Annotated in this window: 17 protein-coding genes; 14 read left to right on the plus strand and 3 right to left on the minus strand. The window is 40.1% G+C overall.

The features are described from left to right. The first annotated feature begins 228 nt into the window (after positions 1-228). From aceE to AC438_RS11820, 3 genes are all read left to right on the plus strand, one after another. Complete coding sequence (gene aceE, locus AC438_RS11810) at positions 229-2,892, plus strand: pyruvate dehydrogenase (acetyl-transferring), homodimeric type (RefSeq protein WP_053981469.1); 2,664 nt, start codon at positions 229-231, stop codon at positions 2,890-2,892. 11 nt (positions 2,893-2,903) lie between these two features. Next, positions 2,904-4,790, plus strand: a complete 1,887-nt coding sequence (aceF, locus tag AC438_RS11815) for a dihydrolipoyllysine-residue acetyltransferase (protein WP_053981470.1) — start codon at positions 2,904-2,906, stop codon at positions 4,788-4,790. 1,268 nt (positions 4,791-6,058) lie between these two features. Then, a complete protein-coding gene (locus AC438_RS11820; RefSeq protein ID WP_053981471.1) occupies positions 6,059-8,005 on the plus strand; it encodes a M4 family metallopeptidase in 1,947 nt (648 codons plus the stop codon). Positions 8,006-8,107: 102 nt separating this feature from the next. Here the strand turns inward: AC438_RS11820 and AC438_RS11825 are convergent, their stop codons facing one another. Both AC438_RS11825 and AC438_RS16625 read right to left on the minus strand, forming a co-directional pair. Beyond that, the gene (locus tag AC438_RS11825; RefSeq protein ID WP_053981472.1) at positions 8,108-9,493 is read right to left on the minus strand and encodes a mechanosensitive ion channel family protein; all 1,386 of its coding nucleotides are present in this window, start codon (positions 9,491-9,493) and stop codon (positions 8,108-8,110) included. A 67-nt stretch (positions 9,494-9,560) separates the two neighbouring features. After that, the gene (locus AC438_RS16625) at positions 9,561-9,725 is read right to left on the minus strand and encodes a DUF1328 domain-containing protein (RefSeq protein ID WP_082354133.1); all 165 of its coding nucleotides are present in this window, start codon (positions 9,723-9,725) and stop codon (positions 9,561-9,563) included. A gap of 616 nt (positions 9,726-10,341) precedes the next feature. Between AC438_RS16625 and AC438_RS11830 the strand changes: the two genes are divergently transcribed. The 11 genes from AC438_RS11830 to AC438_RS11880 all read left to right on the plus strand — a co-directional run bounded on the left by AC438_RS11830 (position 10,342) and on the right by AC438_RS11880 (position 19,559). Next, complete coding sequence (locus AC438_RS11830; RefSeq protein WP_053981473.1) at positions 10,342-10,638, plus strand: hypothetical protein; 297 nt, start codon at positions 10,342-10,344, stop codon at positions 10,636-10,638. A 6-nt stretch (positions 10,639-10,644) separates the two neighbouring features. Next, positions 10,645-11,100, plus strand: a complete 456-nt coding sequence (locus tag AC438_RS11835; protein ID WP_053981474.1) for a hypothetical protein — start codon at positions 10,645-10,647, stop codon at positions 11,098-11,100. Beyond that, positions 11,084-11,350, plus strand: a complete 267-nt coding sequence (locus AC438_RS11840) for a hypothetical protein (RefSeq protein ID WP_053981475.1) — start codon at positions 11,084-11,086, stop codon at positions 11,348-11,350. Before AC438_RS11835 ends, AC438_RS11840 begins: the two co-directional genes overlap by 17 nt. Before the next feature lie 15 nt (positions 11,351-11,365). Beyond that, the gene (locus AC438_RS11845) at positions 11,366-12,037 is read left to right on the plus strand and encodes a BON domain-containing protein (protein ID WP_053981476.1); all 672 of its coding nucleotides are present in this window, start codon (positions 11,366-11,368) and stop codon (positions 12,035-12,037) included. Positions 12,038-12,239: 202 nt separating this feature from the next. Continuing rightward, complete coding sequence (locus AC438_RS11850; RefSeq protein WP_053981477.1) at positions 12,240-12,716, plus strand: MgtC/SapB family protein; 477 nt, start codon at positions 12,240-12,242, stop codon at positions 12,714-12,716. 91 nt (positions 12,717-12,807) lie between these two features. Then, positions 12,808-14,187 (plus strand): sigma-54-dependent transcriptional regulator, encoded by a 1,380-nt coding sequence (locus AC438_RS11855; protein ID WP_274377614.1) that lies wholly within the window; start codon positions 12,808-12,810, stop codon positions 14,185-14,187. 237 nt (positions 14,188-14,424) lie between these two features. Next, on the plus strand, positions 14,425-14,628 hold the full coding sequence (locus tag AC438_RS11860; RefSeq protein WP_082354134.1) for a hypothetical protein: 204 nt from the start codon (positions 14,425-14,427) through the stop codon (positions 14,626-14,628). A gap of 160 nt (positions 14,629-14,788) precedes the next feature. Beyond that, complete coding sequence (locus AC438_RS11865) at positions 14,789-16,282, plus strand: sensor histidine kinase (RefSeq protein ID WP_156317069.1); 1,494 nt, start codon at positions 14,789-14,791, stop codon at positions 16,280-16,282. 63 nt (positions 16,283-16,345) lie between these two features. Beyond that, the gene (locus AC438_RS11870; RefSeq protein ID WP_053981478.1) at positions 16,346-16,813 is read left to right on the plus strand and encodes a response regulator; all 468 of its coding nucleotides are present in this window, start codon (positions 16,346-16,348) and stop codon (positions 16,811-16,813) included. A 4-nt stretch (positions 16,814-16,817) separates the two neighbouring features. Further along, complete coding sequence (locus AC438_RS11875) at positions 16,818-18,785, plus strand: response regulator (RefSeq protein ID WP_053981479.1); 1,968 nt, start codon at positions 16,818-16,820, stop codon at positions 18,783-18,785. A gap of 588 nt (positions 18,786-19,373) precedes the next feature. Further along, positions 19,374-19,559, plus strand: a complete 186-nt coding sequence (locus tag AC438_RS11880) for a hypothetical protein (RefSeq protein WP_053981480.1) — start codon at positions 19,374-19,376, stop codon at positions 19,557-19,559. 272 nt (positions 19,560-19,831) lie between these two features. On the opposite strand, the gene AC438_RS11885 is transcribed toward AC438_RS11880, so the two are convergent. Further along, positions 19,832-20,560: a GGDEF domain-containing protein gene (locus AC438_RS11885; RefSeq protein ID WP_238376381.1), complete on the minus strand. Its 729-nt coding sequence runs from the start codon at positions 20,558-20,560 to the stop codon at positions 19,832-19,834. Positions 20,561-20,622 lie beyond the last annotated feature (62 nt).

Below are 20,622 nucleotides of genomic sequence, written 5' to 3' on the forward strand. Positions count from 1 at the left end.
GGGTGTTAAGGTGGTTTTGTGGTTATATTAGCGGGCACATTGGCCTATTACCCTCCTGGCACCAGAGCTACTCCACCGACGTAAAGTTGGTGGCTTTCGAGTTTGTATCGTATGCATTTGTACGACACATCAATACCTTATTTAAACGATAAACCAAAGCGATTTTGGTTTGTTTTGACTTAACTGAAACGTGCCCACAACGTTGGTGCAGTGGATGAGGAGGCTTTAATGCTTGAGGAAAATGATACTCTTGAAACACAAGAGTGGTTAGATGCTTTAGAATCTGTGATTAAACACAGCGGTTCTGAGCGAGCGGCCAACTTGCTGGCAAAACTAGCTAATGCGGCAACTCAGTCTGGCGTTCAACTGCCATCTGCGATTAGAACACCTTACTGCAATACTATTCCGGTATCGGCAGAGGCACAAATACCTGGCGACTTAGCACTAGAGCGTAAAATTCGTTCGTTAATTCGCTGGAATGCGATTGCCACGGTCGTGCGCGCGAATGCTAATAATGATGATGGCCTCGGTGGTCACATTTCTTCTTTTTCCTCTTCTGCAACGTTATATGATGTTGCTTTTAATCATTTCTTCCGTGGTAACAATGGCGATCAATTAGGTGACTGCGTTTACTTTCAAGGCCACATTGCGCCGGGTATTTATGCACGCTCGTTCCTCGAAGGTCGTATTGACGAAGATCAGCTCAATAATTTCCGTCGTGAAGTGGATGGCAAAGGGTTGTCTTCTTATCCGCACCCTTGGTTGATGCCCGACTACTGGCAGTTCCCTACCGTGTCAATGGGCTTAGGGCCTATCACTGCTATTTATCAAGCTAATTTTATGCGCTACATGAGCTCGCGCGAGCTTGTAGCACGTGGTGATCGTAAAGTGTGGGCTTTTTTAGGTGATGGCGAATGCGATGAACCAGAAAGCTTAGGCGCTATTTCGCTTGCGGGCCGCGAAGGTCTAGATAACCTTATTTTTGTCATTAACTGTAATCTTCAGCGTCTAGATGGCCCTGTGCGTGGCAATGGTAAAATTATTCAAGAATTAGAAGGTATGTTCCGCGGCGCAGGCTGGAACGTGCTCAAAGTGGTTTGGGGTAAAGGTTGGGACCGCTTACTGGCCAAAGATACTACCGGCTTGTTGTTGCAGCGCATGAACGAAGTGGTGGATGGCGAGTTGCAAAATTATAAAGCCAACGGCGGTGCTTATACCCGTAAACATTTCTTTGGCCGCTACCCAGAGCTACTGGCGCTTGTTGAAGATATGAGCGATGACGATATTATGCATTTAAGTCGTGGTGGTCATGATCCGCAAAAAGTGTATGCAGCATATCACGCGGCCACCCACCATAAAGGCCAGCCAACTGTGATTTTGGCGCAAACGGTTAAAGGCTATGGTTTAGGAGCAGCGGGTGGCGAGTCGGTTAACATTTCACACAACGTTAAAAAACTAGGCGCCGAAGACTTATTGCGTATTCGTGATCGCTTTAGTATACCGCTTACCGACGAGCAGGTAAAAGAAGTGCCGTTTTACCGCCCGGCCGAAGACTCACCTGAAATCCTCTATCTTAAATCGCGTCGTGATGCATTAAATGGTTATGTGCCTTCGCGTGTGAGTGATTTTACGGCCCTTGAAACTCCCGCGTTAGAGAAGTTCTCTTCTTTATTAAAATCAACGGGTGACCGTGAAATTTCAACAACACAGGCTTTTGTACGTTATTTATCGACTTTAGCAAAAGATAAAAAAATGGGTAAAAACTTAGTACCCATCGTGCCCGATGAAGCGCGTACTTTTGGTATGGAAGGTATGTTCCGCCAGCTCGGAATTTACAGTTCGGCAGGGCAGCAGTACACCCCGCATGATCATGAACAAATTATGTATTACAAAGAAGATAAAAAGGGGCAAATTTTAGAAGAAGGTATTAACGAAGCGGGCGCTATGTCGGCTTGGATTGCGGCAGCAACGGCATACAGTAATTATAAAATGCCTATGGTTCCGTTTTATGTTTATTACTCGATGTTTGGTTTTCAGCGCATTGGTGACTTGGCGTGGTTGGCTGGTGATGCTCAAGCGCGTGGTTTTTTAATTGGCGCTACAGCTGGGCGTACCACCCTCAACGGTGAAGGCTTACAGCATCAAGATGGTCATAGCCATGTGATGGCAAATACTATTCCTAACTGCCGCACGTATGATCCCACTTATGGTTTTGAATTAGCCGTTATTATTACCGATGGTTTGCGCCGTATGTACGGTGATAAAGAAAATGTTTTTTATTACATCACCACAATGAATGAAAACTACAAGCATCATGCCATGCCCGAAGGTGCCGAAGAAGGCATTGTTAAAGGTATTTACAAGCTTATAGAAGGCAAAAAAACGCCTAAAGGCAAGCATCGCGTGCAGTTGATGGGTGCAGGTTCTATTTTACGTGAAGTAGAAACTGCTGCGCAGTTACTGCGTGATGACTTTGGCGTGGAATCCGATGTTTGGAGTGTGACCAGCACCAATGAGTTAACACGTGAAGCGCAAACAGTCGAGCGTTGGAATCGCTTCCACCCTGATCAGCCGGCTAAAAAGGCGTATGTGACTCAGGCACTCGAAAAACAAGATGGCCCGTTTATTATTTCGACCGATTACATTAAGAATTACTCAGAGCAATTGCGTAACTACATTCCTGGTGATTATTACGTATTAGGCACTGATGGGTTTGGCCGAAGCGATGCGCGTAGCAAATTGCGTGAATTCTTTGAAGTCGATAGTCGTTACGTAGCTATTACCGCACTTAAAGCGTTGGCCGATCAAGGTAAGATTGATGCAAAAGTGGTTGTAGAGGCCATGGCTAAATACGGCATAGATGCAGAAAAAGCCGAGCCCTTAACCGTATAGGAGAAGCACACGTGGCTATTGAAACAATTAATGTTCCCGACATTGGCGGCGCAGAAGGCGTCGATGTGATTGAAATTAGCATTGCCGTTGGCGATACCATTACTGTTGACCAAGAAGTTATGGTGTTGGAGTCGGATAAAGCCAGTATGGATATTCCTTCACCCAAAGGTGGCGTGGTCAAAACCATATTGGTGAAAGAAGGTGATAAAGTGAGCGAAGGCACACCGATGCTTGAGCTAGATATTGAAGGCGCTGCCGAGACTGCACCCGTTACTGCGTCAGAACCTGCCAGCTCAGCGCCAGCAACAGCCTCATCCAGCGCCGAGCTCGCCGTCGTCATTCCCGATATTGGTGGTGCCGAAGATGTTGATGTTATTGAAATTTGTGTTGCCGTTGGCGATACCATCAGCGAAGGCGACAGCATTGCTGTGCTAGAGTCGGATAAAGCTAGCATGGATATCCCATCACCGGCTGATGGTAAGGTCGTTAGTATCAGCCTTAAAGAAGGTGAAAAAGCCAGCGAAGGCACCGCAGTATTGGTTCTGGCCACACAAGGTGATGCCCCAGAAGTGCCAGCTCCTGCCGCTCAAGCCTCTAGTGCGGTAACACCGACACCTAGTGTGCGAGAAATACCGGTTCCCGATATTGGCGGCGCCGAAGGCGTTGATGTGATTGAGGTGTGTGTAGCCGTGGGTGATACGGTAGCCGAAGGTGATAGCCTAGTTGTTTTAGAGTCAGATAAAGCGAGTATGGAAATCCCTGCCCCTGCGAGTGGTAAGGTAACGGCGTTGACTATTAAGGTCGGTGATAAGGCCAGTCAAGGTGATGTAATTGGGCAAATGGAAGTTGTAGCAGCGGCCGAACCGACAGCCACTAAAGCGGCGTCTGTACCACAGGCTGCGTCGAATGTACCCGCCGCATCTAACGCATCTCAAGTTGCGACACCTGTAGTCTCGCCAGTGATTGGCACCGAGGTTGTTGTATCCTCTAGCGATGTATATGCCGGGCCGGCTGTGCGTAAATTAGCTCGCCAGTTGGGCGTTGACCTAACTGAGGTAAAAGGAACAGGTACACGCAATCGTGTATCATTTGAAGATGTTCATGGTTTTGTGCATAGCGTAATGAAAGCTCGCGCAGCTGATGGTGGCATTACTAGCGGTTCGGGTATTCCGCCTGTCCCCGAGGTGGATTACGCAAAGTTTGGTGAGATAGAGCTCGTTAAAATGAGTAAAATCAAACAATTAACCGCCGAAGCCATGACCCGTAACTGGTTAAATATTCCGCGTGTCACGCAGTTTGATGACGCCGATATTACCGATGTAGAAGCTTTCCGCAAAGGTATGAAAGCTGAAGCTGAAAAATCAGGCGTTAAGCTCACCCCTATGCCCTTTATTATTAAAGCTGCTGCTACCGCATTGCAAATGCATCCTAGCTTTAATGTGGCCATGCATAATGATGGTGAGCACATCATCCAAAAGAAGTTTATCCACATTGCGGTTGCCGTGGATACGCCGCGTGGTTTGATGGTGCCTGTTATTCAAAATGTCGACCAAAAAGGCATTTATCAAATTGCTAAAGAGCTTATCGAGTTGGCCGGTAAAGCGCGTGACGGCAAATTAAAGCCTGCCGAAATGCAAGGCGGCTGTTTTACTATCTCAAGCTTAGGCCCTATAGGCGGTACTGGCTTTACGCCTATGGTTAGCACGACGGAAGCTGGTATTTTGGGTGTTTCTAAAGCCAGTATGCAACCGGTATGGGATGGTTCGGCCTTTCAGCCACGCATGATGTTACCATTGAGCCTGTCATACGATCATCGAGCTGTAAATGGTAGCGATGCGGGTAAATTCTTAACTTATTTAAGTACCGTCATGGGCGATGTGAGGCGTTTATTGCTTTAGTTTGCCTCTATTTGGTAGCACGGGGCGCTATATAAGCGCTCAGAGCTTAATATTAGACTCTTATCACTTGATACCTTGTCGCTCTTTTAAAGAGTGGCACGGCATTACGTGTAAACAGCCGGCTATGAGCCGGTTTTTTTGTGCCGTTTTTTTTTGCACTATTGATCCAAACTGACAAACTACTGCCTAGCAGGGTACGGATCGATTGTTGTTAGAGGTTGAGGCACGCGGTCTTACGGCTGAGGGGGAGGCCAGATTTAGGCATTACACCTGCATTCACATAAAATAGAGACCTGCAAAATTGTACGTCATAGAAGCACTGCGTCGGAAGCAAGCAGTCACAGATAGTTTAAGCAGCCTAGCTAATGATTCATTAGCGCCCAATTTAGGCACCTCTGGTTAGTGACTAATCTTCTAGGTAGCTGTGTAAAGTCATTATGTACGAGTGGCTTACCCGGATGATTTTTGTGATAGAGTTTGCAATACTATTAATTTATTAAGGCATTTAACTGCTTTTTAATAATTTTTTCATAATGAGGAGGAATATTTTGTATTTCCCTCTATTTTTGATTCATTGTTCTTGTTTTCATCCGTATTACGCTAACCTTTTTTTATATTTGATTAATTTTTAGTTTATTGTTGCTTCTATTGATTCAAGCCTATGCTTGTAAATAAGCGTGCCTGAATATCTTATTTTTTTATCTCATGAAAACTATTGATACGCGCCCCCACTTTAATAAACATCAGGTTAGTTTAAGTGGCATAAAGATAAGGTTTGCGACAAATTTTTAAGAAAAAGTTTAGTTTGAGTCATTAAGAAGCAGAATATTTATTCAAGAAAAACAAAAAGACACTAAATTTGTATCAATTAGACATTTTAGGGGGTTGTATTATTCCGATTATTTAGCGCACTACTTTATGCACTAATAATGAGATAAAAATAAGAATAAATTGGTGTAATATTTTATTTTTTTAGCCAATTATAACGTTTTATTGTTTTTATTTTGTATGTCCTTCTTATGCTTTCTATAATTCTATGTTTTTATAACTATTTATTGTTTTTTAAATTTAGGTACTTTTATTCTGAGTTTTTATAAAAATTTAACCGAATTTAAAGCATTTTTGTGAGCGAATTATTGCGATATTTATCGCTACCAATAGTCATTGTAAGAATTTGTTTATTTTTATTTCGCAATGTACAGTTGTGTCTCCTTTATTGAGTGCTACTCAATGGCACATTCATGGTAATTTAAGTCACAGGAAATCTTATGCTTAAAGTCAATACAATAGCAGCAGCGATATCGTTAATTCTTGCAGGACAGAGTTATGCCAGTTTTGCTCAGGGTATAAATGTTACTGATAAACAAATGGATGATGAAGGACAGGTAACATTTATTGCTGGAGAGCTGGGTTCGGTGAATACCGGAAAAACAGTTGCCGCAGTAAAAAAAATTATTACTAACGAAGCTAGCTATGCGGCAAACGGTAACGAAAATTTTTCAATTAAAAGGCAGTGGGTTGATGAGCTTGGTAAGCAGCATACACATTTAACTCAAACAATTAATGGTATCAAAGTTTACGGTACAAGCCTTATTGCGCATGCGAATACAGCAGCTCCTGCATCTGGTGGTGCGACATCTTTATCTTCAAACTCTACTGCAAATGCCGTCACTGGTAATGCGCAATTGTACGCATTAAGCGGCACGCTGGCTGTGGTTGAGCCCTCGGCTTCGAGCGGTGCTATATTGCAAGGTTTTAGCAGTACCCAAAGTGATGTGAGTGTTGTAGATTTAGCCGAAGCCATGGGTGAAGTTGCCTCAAGTCCTGAGCTAGCTTATGTATATTTACCCTTTAGCCAAGAAACTAAATTATCTTGGAAGATTGATGTTAAATACCAAGGTGATAATGGCTTTGAGCATGATAGTGTTTTCTTTGATTATGAATCATTAGAGGAAATTGCTCGACATGCTAAAGTACATCCTATTAAGCAATATAATACCTACACCCATAATAACCGTCCTTATAATGATAGCTCACGTCGCTCTTTAGTTTGCTCTACAGGAAAAAGCTGTGGTACAAATGCAGCTGCTCAGCGCGCCCATGATGGTGCTTCTATTGTTTATGATTATTTTAAAAATAAACATGGTCGCAACGGCATTAATGGCCGTGATTTAGTTATGAATTCAAACGTTAATGTTGGTGATAATTGGAATAATGCTGTTTGGTATAATAACCAAATGTTTTACGGTGAAGGTGATGGCCGCCAATTCACTGATTTCACTTTATCATTTGATATTATTGGTCATGAATTAACGCATGGTATTACTGAGTATACGGCAAACTTGATTTATCAAAATGCTTCAGGCGCTTTAAATGAAGCTATGTCAGATATTTTAGGTGCATCGGCTGATGCATATAAACGAAATTCGAGCCAACCCATCTGGAAAATAGGTGCAGGTTCTTATACGCCAGGTATTGCCGGTGATGGCTTGCGTTATATGAATAACCCGACTCAAGACGGCTATTCAACTGACTATTATCCCGAGCGTATTCCTTTTGTCAGTAATCCTAATAGCTCAAATGACCAAGGCGGTGTGCACGGAAATTCAGGTATTGCTAACTTAGCCTATGTATTGCTTGTTGATGGTGGTAAGCACCCGCGTAAAAAAACCAACGTAACGGTACCGGGTATTGGCTTAGCAAAAGCCGAGAAAATATTTTACCGCGCATTAACTACGTATTTTACGCAATCAACAAGCTTTGCAGCAGCGCGAACAGGTACTGCACGTGCAGCGCAAGATTTATATGGCGCTGCTGAAAAAACCGCAGTAGAAACTGCATGGTGTGCTGTAGGTGTAGGCAGCTGCCCTACTGGTAATACAGGTCCTACCGGTCCTTCAGGTCCATTAGAAACTATTTCTGGTCAATTAAATAATGTGAGCGTTGCAGCGAACGCTTGGGGTCGCTATACCCAAGTTATACCTGCAGGTTACAAAACGCTGACCGTAAGCACATCCGGTGGCTCAGGTGATTTAGATTTGTATGTACGTTTCGGTGCGCAATCTTCTACCACATCTTATGATTGCCGACCTTACAAAAATGGTAATAATGAAACATGTACCATTAACTCTCCACGAGCAGGTACTTGGCATATTGACTTGCGTGGTTATTCATCAGCTTCTGGTGTGACTTTATCATTAGAAGCGAAGCCATAACAAAATTTTAAGGTATCTTGCTGTCATCATAATTCTTTGAAAGATGGCAATAATAAAAAAGGGTAGCCAAGCTACCCTTTTTTATGTGGAAAATAATATTTTTTATTTTTTAGAGGTTACTTGGTCACTATTTTCATGTTTTAAGTGCATTGCAGGAGCATGACCCTTCTTATCTTCCCCAAAATAAATAGTTTGATGTGGGAAAGGGATTTCTATATTGTTTTGATCAAACGCGAATTTGAAGCGTCGGTTATACTCTCGCCCTACTGCCCATTGTTTAAGTGGAGACGTTTTTATTCTAGCTTTAATGATAACAGCGCTATCGGCAAATTGATCCACCCCAAAAACCTCTAAAGGCTCCAAGATACTTTTATTGAATTCACTATCAGATCGAATATCTTCATCAACTTCCTTTAGTATTTTCACTACCTCGTCGGTATCTTCTCGATAGGCGATACCAATTTCAAATAGGTAGTAGCTAAAGTCTTTAGTCAAATTCTCAACAACATCAATTTCACTAAAAGGTACGGTATAAACAATACCGCCTAAATCGCGTAGTTGTATCTTTCTAATTGATATTTTTTCGATAACACCTGTCTTACTTGCCACGCATACGATATCGCCAATTTGGACAAGGTCTTCTAGTATAATAATAAAGCCAGTTAGTATATCTTTAATGATAGTCTGTGCGCCGAAACCAATGGCAAATCCAACGACGCCAGCACCGGCTAATAGAGGCATGACATTGATACCTAACTCAGATAGCGCCATAAGAATAAATAGCACAAAGAATATGATATAGATGACATTTTTAGCAATAGGGAGCAGTGTGTTAATCCGTGAAGTACTATGGCCGCCCCATTTTAAAAATGCACTTTCGACTAAAGCTAAAGTAATTTCTAATAGTAAAGACCCTATAAATATAATGATAAAAATTGTTGCTGAAGAGGTAGCAAGGGATGTGAAGAAAGGTGTTGATAACCACTCATCAACAGGAAGACCCCATGCCATACCAATTACTGATATCATCGAAAAAATAATAATAGTATTAATTACCCAGCGTAGTAAGCTAAAATAAAAATTGTATTTTGATGTAGATAGTCCAACTTCCGATAGTTTGTCTTTAGTTGTCTTAAATACTTTTGATATTAATAATTTATTTAATAGGCAAGCTCCCAATCCAATAAATAAAATAATTATTGATAGTATTAATTTTTTAATGATATTACTTTCATAGTTGTTTCTTTGTAGGTAATTATCAATAAAAGACGTCCATTTGTGAGTGAGGTCATCAATCGGAATGACCTCACTCAACTCCAGTATAGGCTCATCCTCGTTTTTTTGGCTCTGGTTATCGTCAGATTTTTTTTGGGATTCATTGCTTTCAGATGTTTGAAGAGCAGAGGTTATTATCTGCTCTTGCGATAGAGCAATGTTAGATTGTGAGATTACGATAAATAATATTAGTAATATTCTAAAAAAAATCATACAGTAACCATTGATAAGAAAGAACGAGACTATTCGTGATGACTAGAGTTTATGTTATTTAGAATATTTAAGGTTTTGGTTTTCTTCCTATAACTAGAGAGATAACAAATATTATTATAAATACAAAAAATAATAACTTAGCTATTCCCGTTGCCGTTCCAGCAATTCCGCCAAAACCTAAAACTCCAGCGATTAGTGCAACAACTAAAAAAACAAGTGCGTAATAAAGCATTTTTATTCCTCGTTAGGTTATACCCAATTAAAATGATTTTTAGTAGGTAACAAAATACAAGCTATATACGTGCCAATATTATTTTCACATGATGATTGTCATTATGCAGGTACGGTTATCAGACTAATATTTTTAGGTGAAAAATGGCATGACTGGCGCTTAAGATACCCGAATCACTAAGCAGAGATCTTATATACTATGCCGTACCTTTACGGGTTAATAGCGCAGGCTAGTAACGATTAAAATGCCAGTACCTTCCGCACGCCTTATGATGTAGAAATAGTCGATTCATATTTTGGTAATCTTTACAATCACTCGATGCAGCCTATGTAATATTTACAATTAATGAATAAATAGCGATATATTACGGCTTAGCTTGGCTTGGTTTGTTTTTTTAATTTGCTATCTTATTGCTCTGAAAGCCTTTATTTATAGGTGTCTTAGGTTTTTATTTTTTATTTTTATCTGTATTGGCATGCATGTTGAATTGTTCTGGTTGTCTACTAAGTAATGAGAAAGTTTTTAATTGCTAGCTTTGTGATTTAAAGCAGTCATTAACCTGACTATCAGTGATCATTACTTATAGATAAAAACTAATCATATGAGGATTTATATCATGGCTACTTCAACATCAAATCAAAACGTTGTTAAAAAAAATTCAGCTGCACCAGTTGATCAATCTATCGATGAAGCCTTTGACCATATACGTGGAGCAGCATCTAGCGTCAAGCAGGCTGCAACCACGCTAAGTAAAAATTCAGTCAATGCGACAAATGAACAATTACTCAAAGGGCAAGAAGCCGCAATAGAAGCCTCCAATAAAGGCAGTGAATGGATAAAAGAGCGACCCTATACCAGCGTCGGCATCGCGTTTGCAGTAGGAGCGTTGCTTACTGGCTTAATGAAGAAGTAAGACAACGTGGATATTAAGCGGCAGTCACCTTCTAATCAGGAGTCTATTTCGCCTTCGTTACATGATATCGATGAACGTAAAGATTCTAGAAAAAACAATCAAGATGATTTATTAGCTGAAGGTATAGAGGAGGCAATTAAAAAAATAATTGCCTCCTTCAAACTCTCTAATACGGTTATCAGTCTTGCTATAGCGGAGGTGGCGATTGCGTTTAAGAGTATCCCAAAATTTGTAGCGCTGTGGGTACTTATTATTCAAATGACTTTGATATTTTGGTTGTCAATAATTATTTTATGCGCCTGGTTTGCTTATGTCTTAAGTGGCTCAATACTTGTAGGTTTAATTACTGCATTTTTTGTGCAAATCTTAGGCTTATTTTTTTGTTTACATGCTAAAAAAAGAATTTTATTAATATTTAAATTACCTAAAACATTGGGTGTAATCAATGAAGCTTTTAAGTAGTTTAAAAAAGTATTTAGATAGTAATATCGATAATGTATTTTCAAATGATAATAAAACATCAACATTAGAATTTGAAGCGTATTGCTACCTGTCAGTTATAAAATGCGAAAATAACCGCAGTAAAATTTTTGGTTTTGGGCCCTCTTTTTTTGTAATTGCAGGATTTATTGCATTCTCAGTTCCAAAAAGTAGAAGGCTAATAAAGTATTTTATTTTAATAAATGAAAAATTAAATTTATCTTTTAATTAAAAATAGGAAAATATTATGAATTTCGATAAGAATATTGTTAAATTAGCGGCTGTTTCTGGTGCTTTTACATTTGCATGTCTATTATCGCAAGCGGCTATTTCCGGCGAAAAAAATCATACAGATGACGATATCAAAAATCGTATGACAGCAAAAGAATACTGGTCAGATTTTAAGCAAGATGCCAATGAAAACTGGAGTGATACGCAAGAAGCTTTTCGTGATGGTTGGTTAGAAAGCAAGCTAGAAACGGTTTTGGTTATGAGCCCGCATGTTAACCCTTTTGATATTGATATTGAAGTTGATGGCAGTACGGCGATTCTTGAAGGTGTTGTGGCAACTGAAGTACAAAAAGATCATGCCGAGTTGCTTTCACTAAATGTTGATGGCATTGATGAGGTCAGTAATAAAATAAAAATAGATGATAAGATCGAGTATAAAAAAGAAGAGCCTAAAAAAAGAAGCTTTAGTCAAGTGATGGCAGATGCATCTATTACAGCAAGTGTTAAAACAAAGCTATTAACGAACGATGAGGTGTCGGGGCTAGACATTAATGTTGATACTCATCAGGGTACTGTAATGTTATCGGGGGAGGTTGATAATAGTATAGAAAAAATGTTAGCAGAGTATATTGCTCGAGATGATAATAATGTTAACAAAGTTATTAATGAAATTCATGTCAAGTCTTAAATACCTAATCTTATTTTATATTTTGTATCACTGATATACATGATATTTAGCATTCATGTATATCTAATATTCGTCTATCATAGTACCTCTAAAGTTAGCAGCTAAATAATAGGGCTCTAATATGTAGAGGTACTTTATTCGCTCTTTGTCAACTTTAAAAGTTATTATAAGGTTTGACAATATTCATAATAAGGCTCTAGTAATGCAAGACTTAAAGGAAAGCCCTTATTATAGCTACATTCACTTAGATTTGGAGCAGGCAATATTCCATGTTGTGATATTGTTTCTGGCTTACATTATTACACTGCCTATAGGTCTAGAGCGCTCACGCTTTAAAAAGGGTCCAGGGCTTAGAACGCTTTCCATTGTTTCTATGGCTTGCTGTGCTTATGTATTAGTGGCATTTAGCGTATTCGATGAAGCCCACGCGCAAGCTAAGTTGCTGTATGGCGTTATTACCGGCGTAGGTTTTATTGGTGGTGGTGCGCTATTTAAGTCTGATGACGGTGTTTACGGTACAGCATCTGCTGCTAGTCTTTGGGTGGCCTGTGCAATTGGTATTTCTGTGGGGCTGGCAATGCTCGAAATAGCGATTGTTTTGAGTCTTACCACAACAGGAACATTAATATTTTGCTCCCGTCCTCGTAATGATTCAGATCCGCAGGTATCGATCGATTGATTGATTATTGAGCATCTTATAAAGAAGTTCCCCTGTATGCGCTGAGATCGGTTAATATCGCTCGCATTATATTAGCGAATAGGTAGGTACCGTGAAAATTTTAGTGGTAGATGATGATACTGAGTTCTGTGATGCCGCATCAATGATGCTGGAGCTGTTGGGCCATGAAGTAATGACGGCCAATAGCCTAAAGCAGGCAACAGCACATATGGACGAGCATAAAAGTAATACTTGTCTTATTGATCATATTTTACTCGATTTTATGTTGCCTGATGGCAGCGGTTTGCATTTACTGGATACTCTTCAGGGGCTTTCTCGGAAGCCACGTGTGACCTTAGTGACTGGCCACCCGTCTGTTAAGCAAATGGTACTGAACCTGACAGATGATAATGTTAACTACATGCTCAAGCCCATTACTAAAGATGGGCTACAAGCGGCACTGCTAATACCAAAGCCTAGCCACCCTCAAAAAATGCGGAAGGCCTCTAGTTCAAAATCTGAGGTTAAGCGTTACTTTGGGTGTCTTGTGGGGGAGTCAAAGGTGATGCATGAGCTCTATAGAATGATTGAGCGTGTTGGTGAGACCTCTGCCAATGTATTACTCATGGGGGAAAGTGGGGCCGGCAAAGAAGTTGTGGCCAATGCAATACATTACGCGGCAAAAACGGCTGGCCAATTCGTTGCGACAAACTGCGGTGCCCTCACCAACGATCTTATTTCTAGCGAATTGTTCGGGCATGAAAAGGGTGCTTTCACCGGAGCAGTCAGCGCGAAAGTCGGTGTATTCGAACAGGCTAAAGAAGGTACACTTTTTTTGGACGAAGTCACTGAAATGCCTATCGAGCACCAGCCAACCTTATTGCGGGCCTTAGAAACAAATAGTATTGTAAGAGTGGGTGGTGTTAAGCAAATTCCTATCAATTGCCGAGTTGTCTCTGCCACTAACCGCACAGAGGCTGAGCTAGCTGAAAAACAAGTTTTACGTGAAGATATTTATTTTCGCCTAGCGGTATTCCCAATTAAGGTGCCGGCACTACGTGAGCGAAAAGACGACATTGAACTTTTAGCCCGTTTATTTTTAAGTCAATTAAATGAGCAAAACGGCACTCAGCGATTAATTAATGATCAGCAACTTGAGCGTTTAGTGCAGTACGACTGGCCCGGTAATGTCCGAGAGCTTAAGCATGCAATTCACCGCGCCTTCATTATGGTAGATCCTGCGTCACAGCTTATCACTTTACCTGATGATTTCTCATCTCCTTTCAGTAAAAAAAGTACCTCCAGTACAAATCATGTGATGGCTGCGGGTTATACTATTGAAAGCGTTGAAAAAGAGCTTATCTTAGTGACTCTAAAAGAGCTAAAAGGTGATAAGCCTCAGGCGGCAAAAATGCTTGGGATCAGTCTTAAAACACTTTATAACCGTATTAATAAGTACAGTGATTTAAGTGAATTTAATGATGTTTCTTAGTAACCCTGCTGTAGTCGTGATTAGTAGTCGCTTCTTAAGATCGCTTTTAAGGCGGTACCGGCGAGTCTGGGTACTCAAAGCATTTTACTTGCAAGTACCTTACTTGTAGGTTTTTTTGCATGCTAAAGCTTTGAGTGAGATAAATCGCGCACTATCCAAAATACTAGATTATAGCTTACGCTATGTGAGTTATTACATGTTAGTCAGACGTATTCACTTTTTAATTTAGGTATTCTTGTGAACGATACACAGTACATTTCTACGCATGAGCTAAAAAATACTCTTCATGGTTTTCGCAATGCGCTTAATCGCGTGTCAATGCAAGCTGAGCTAGCAAAAATGATGCTTAATCAAGATATGCCTGTCGAAAAAGTGATCGAAGCCATTGATAAAGCTATTGCTGGCTGTCAAGAGTGTAGTGAGCAGTTAAATAATTTATAGCCATGTAGGTAGGGCGCTGAATGGGTTTGCCCACTATTTACCGAATGCTATATAAGCGTTGTCGGTATTTGTGTGCACAAAATTAGCCAACAAAGCTTTTAGATAGTGCTTGTCAACTTCACCAATGAGTGACAAAAATGATAATTAACTGGAATAGTACATGACCTCATTTGATAATTATTTAGCGCGTACTCAGCAAGGTATGCGCCGATGGGTGGTAATTTGTTTAACCATTATTATTGTAACTGGGGCTAATATTTACTACGCCTTTGATGTTATCTCTGATTTGGCAATAAAACAGCGTAGTGTCACTAATACGAATAAAATTATTCTAGCTTTAAAAGATTTGCATAACGCTTTATTACTAGCGGAGTCGGGCCAGCGCGGTTATTTGCTAACAGAAGATGAAGAGTACCTCAGCCATTACCATGTTGCCATTGATGGACTTAGGGTAAGAGTCAATAATTTGTTGGATTTAACAACGGAAATACCCGACCAGCAAGCGCGAATACAAAATTTTATCGACTTAGTTAAAGCCAAAAAGCAAGAACTTATGACTACTGTGAATTTGGCGCAAACTAATCGAGAAGCCGAAGCAGTAAAGATTCTCTTTACTGGTCAAGGTCATGAATTGTACAGCAAAATATATATAGCTTTTAGGGAGATCGAGTCGATTGAGCTCAATATGCAAGATCAATTGTATGCTGATATGGCTAAGTTCCAAAAAATAACTAAGGAAAACATCACAATAGCTAGTCTTATTAGCCTATGTTTGATTATTTTTTTACTGTATTTGTTTCAAAAAAATAATCGCCGAGAAGGGCGCTATCAGCAGCAGCTAGAATCTCAAAATAAAGAACTGGAAAATAAAGTATCTGAACGCACATTGGAGCTTACATTGTATTCAGATGAGCTTTCGCGCAGTAATCGTGAACTTGAAGACTTTGCGTTTGTGGCATCTCATGATTTACAAGAGCCGCTGAGAAAAATTCAAGCTTTTGCAGATAGAATACAGCGAAATTATGGGGAGGCTTTAGATGATAAAGGTCGTGATTATTTAGAGCGAATGAATAATGCTGCTAGTCGAATGTCGCAATTAATTACTGACTTACTAGAGTTTTCACGTATTAAAACGAGAGGCAATCCTTTTACCGATGTTGCCTTAGGTGACATTATTGATCAAATCTTCGAGGATATGGAAGTCTCGATCAACGAAAGTCAAGCGACTTTTAGCGTGAGTGAAATGCCCAAGATACATGCAGATTCTCATCAAATGTATCGGCTATTTATGAATTTGCTATCGAATGCCGTTAAGTTTCGAAAGCATGACAGCCCACCTCACATATCACTCAGCTGGTCTGTTGAGGAGCAATCGGTTCCGGCCTCTCAAATGGCATTGACATGGCATGTTATTCGTCTTACTGATAATGGCATTGGGTTTTCGCAAGAATATGCAGATAAAATATTTTTGCCTTTTCAGCGTTTACATGGGCGCTCGGAATATAAAGGTACAGGTATTGGATTGGCTATCTGCCGCCGTATTGTCGAGCGTCACGGAGGTAATATAACAGCTACTTCTACGGTGGGGCAGGGTACGTGCTTCCAAATAATGTTACCGACAACAACTATTAATTTTGATGACCCTATCACTTGAGGCTCTATTAGTAAGTCAGTGAATTATATGGGATTTCAGTCTTTAAGTGACAAAGGAGTTTTTATGAAAAGTAAAAATGCTCAAGCGATGACAATTTTAATGGCCGATGACGATGACGATGATCGGTTAATGACCCAGGACGCACTGGCCGAAAGCCGTGTACTTAATGATTTTAAGTACGTTTCTGATGGTGTCGAGTTATTGAGCTATCTTCGGCGTGAGGGGAAGTATGCGGATGATATTAAGTATCCTTTGCCAAGCTTAATTTTGCTAGACCTGAATATGCCTAGAAAAGATGGCCGCGAAGCACTGATGGAAATAAAAAGCGATAAAGTATTACGTCGTATTCCGGTTGTTATTTTAACCACATCAAAAGAGCAAGAAGATAAAATAAGAGGCTATGATTTAGGTGCTGCTTCTTTTATCTCTAAACCGGTCAGCTTCGATGGCTTGGTTGAGCTAATGAAAGCCTTGGGGCGCTATTGGGTTGAATTTGTGGAATTTCCTGTTAATAACTCTTTAGAGGGTTAGCCTTATGAGTGAGACTCGTGTAACACGTATATTATTAATTGAAGATGATGATGACGATTTTGTAATAACACGAGATTATCTTGAGGAAATTCCATTTTTGAAAATCACGTTAGTGCGTGCCACTAACGTAGAAGATGGCTTGAAAATATTAAGCGATAAAGCCTATGATTTATGCTTAGTGGATTATCGCTTAGGTGCTATGACCGGTATCGAGTTTATAAAAAGAGCGAAAAATAGCCACTATACAGGCCCAATCATTATGCTGACCGCTCAAGCTGATGATCAGCTAGATCAGTTAGCTTTAGGGGCTGGCGCCGAAGACTATCTGGTGAAAAGTGAACTGACAGCTGGACGGTTTGCGCGAACCATTCGATATGCGTTGGCGCGCCAAGATATAGATAGTGAACGCCTAGAGCGTATTAAAGCGGAGCAAGAGGTGCGTGCTAAAGATAAATTTCTTGCGCATTTAAGTCACGAGCTAAGAACGCCACTAACGGCTATTTTAGGCTATACTGAGCTACTAATTAACGCGAGCGAAGATCATCATAATGAACTTTCAGTAATTCATCGTAACGGTAAACACTTATTAAATCTTTTGAATGATATTTTGGATATTTCTAAAATCACAGCAAATAAAATTGAGCTTAACTACATTGATGTGAATTTTAACGGTTTACTGACTGATATTTACTCTTTAATGCGTATCAATGCCTTAGATAAAGGGCTAACGCTCAAAATGCATGCCGACCAGCCACTCCCCAAGTATATTAAAGCCGATCCTACCCGGCTGCGTCAGGTATTGATTAATGTTATTAGTAATGCAATTAAATTTACTCATGAAGGGTATGTTGATATTGCTATTTTATGCGATCAAACACAAGTTTCGACACAAGTTACTTTTGTGATATCTGATACGGGTATAGGTATTGAGGAGCATAAACTAGAAAAAATATTCAAACCCTTCGTTCAAGCTGCCGATATGATGACAAAAACAATTGGCGGTTCGGGCCTAGGTTTAGCCATTAGTAATGAACTCATTAAAAAAATGGGTGGAAGTATCACTGTCAATAGTGTGATAGAGCAAGGCAGTGAATTTACGATAGCGATGCCTGTGCACTACGATAAAGATATAGAATTTATACCCCTAGAAATTAATAGTCGTGCAGAGTATTTACGCAATAGCGTAACACAAAAGAGCATGACTGGTAGAATATTAATTGCCGATGATTTGCGCGATATTAGAACATTGGTGGGACATATGATTACTCAGTATGGTCCACAGGTAACTTATGCCAGCAATGGTCAAGATGCGGTAAATAAAGTCCTTAAAGCTAACGAATCCTCGGATGAGGTCGCTTTTGATTTAATTTTAATGGATATTCATATGCCGATAATGGACGGCGTATCTGCAGTTAAATATTTACGCTCCAAGGAAGTTATGACTCCAGTGGTTGCATTAACAGCGGCAAACATGAAGGGCAACAAAGAGCAGTTATTGGATAGTGGTTTTAATCATGTACTGAGTAAACCAGTTGATACCGATCAGCTAGTGGTTACATTACAAGAGTATTTACAAAGCGTGCCGCAGACTCATACTCTGAGCGGTGATCACATACTGCCCTGTTCGCAAGAGTCGGTACTTATTGTAGAAGATGATAAAGATGCTGCTGAAGCGATATCGGCACTTATTCAAAGCTTGGGGCACACCACGCATATCGCCTTTACCCAAGGGCAGGCCATTGACTTAATTGTAAAAACACAATGGTCTTTTATTTTTTTAGATCTAAATTTAGGTAATGGTTCAGGTTTTGAGGTGATGGACGCTATGCGGCGTCATAAGATATCAAGTCGCACAGTATTAATGAGCGGCTCAGAACTGAGTGAAGATGAACAAAAAAAATACAACTTTTATCGCATTCTTAAAAAACCTTTAAGTCTATTAGATATTGCAACTTTATTGGGTGAAAGCTAAAAATTAAGCCAAAGCTAGTACAAGTCAGTGAATCCCCCAGTCTTGTTATACCTGCTAATAAATGTGTAACCATTCAGAGAGACCGATATGGGGTGTTCATGAATCATTGACTGGGCGGCTCTAGCTATCCGTGACTTTGTGCTCCTGCAAAGTCTTATTTTTCCGATGCCGATGCCGATGCCGATGTCTATGTCTATATCGATGCAAGTGCAAAGTTTAATCTTTGCCTTCGCTCCAAGATACGACGTTTAAATGCTTAGAAAATAATCCATCAGTACCCTATCAAGTGCGATTTGTCAGTTTGGCGAAATGCAAAATAAATTTTTGTAATATTTTCAATAAATAAGCAAGCTTACAATTTTCTTGGTTGAAAATCATACAGCCATATTTATTAATGCCTGAAATCAATAAATGACAAAAGCGTTTGTATATAAAATGTACAAGTTTTTATATGAAAATAAAAAAAATCGCTATTTTTAGGTGATATAGGACATTTTTTATTTTTTGGCAACATTGGCATCCAATATGCAGTATGTTGGTTGTAGGCTAAAAAGCTGCACATCAATTTAATACTGAGGAGAATGTAAAATGAAAAACGTCTGTATTCTGATTTTAGTGGGTGTACTCAGCTTGGCTGTAGCCAGTTGTGATGGCGAAGCTGAAAATGCCGGTGAAGCATTAGATCAGCAGTTGGATAACGTAGGTGATACATTCGATAATCTAGGAAACGATATTGAAGATGCTTGCGAAGAAGCCACTCAAGAAAATTGCTAAAATTGAGAGCACTTGTAACAGTTAACAAGCTGAGTGATGCCTAGAATTTGCACTTTACATATTTAATCGGAGCATTGAAGCCATGCGAGCATCGACTGATTGGTTATTAAGTTGCTGCTCGCACAGTGTGAAACATTTTAAGTGTAATAGAGTTTAAGTGTGATAGATTTTAAGTGTGATAGATTTTAAGTGTGATAGTTGTAAAACCCGTTAAACTCTGCGCTTATCGCTTAAGCTCATTATCTTTAAGCGATATTACAGTTTAGCCCGCGCTATGAATGACTCGTTGGTGAGTCAAGTGCAATGCAATTTTTGCCTTGCCTTTTCGCATCAAATAATGCGCGATCTGCGTGAGTAATTAATGCTTCTAATTGGGTGCTACTGGATTTGGGGTACAGTGATAGTCCAATGCTAACGGTGTACTGAATGGGTTGACCTTCAAATACGGTGACTTGCTGTGCAATGGCACAGCGTATGCGCTCTAAAATTTGATAGGTAGCATCTTTACTGACTGCGGGTAAAAAAATGGCAAATTCTTCGCCGCCTAATCGCCCAGCAATATCATGCTTACGAATAAGGTGTTGAAGTAAAATACCCAATGCTTTGAGTACAGCATCGCCCCCGGCATGCCCATATTGCTCATTTAACTGCTTAAAGTTATCAATATCTAAATAAGCCAGCGCAATAATTTGCCCCGCTGGTGCCAAATGTAAGGCATGTGTCGCTTGCTCTAAGAAGGCGCGGCGACTCAATAGGCCTGTCAATGCATCGAAGGTGGCTAAAGAGCGTTGCTCTTGTTCTAGCTGATTAATTTTAAGTAGTAAACCCACAATATACCAAGTAACCATTGGGCCAATCAGTGCTGGCGCAATAACGGCGCAAGCGACATTGATTGCGTCCATACCGTTGCCAAACCCCTCGGCGATCACAAAAGTAACAATCAGCGAGCTTATAATAGAAACCACCGTAATTAATAAAACAATGGTAAGGCGATTCAACATGTTTTTCACAGCATGCCTCTAGGCAATACCCTTATGTTATTCGTGCAGTGCTTCGAATATAC

It is taken from the genome of Marinagarivorans algicola (assembly GCF_001292705.1).
Lineage (GTDB): Bacteria > Pseudomonadota > Gammaproteobacteria > Pseudomonadales > Cellvibrionaceae > Marinagarivorans > Marinagarivorans algicola.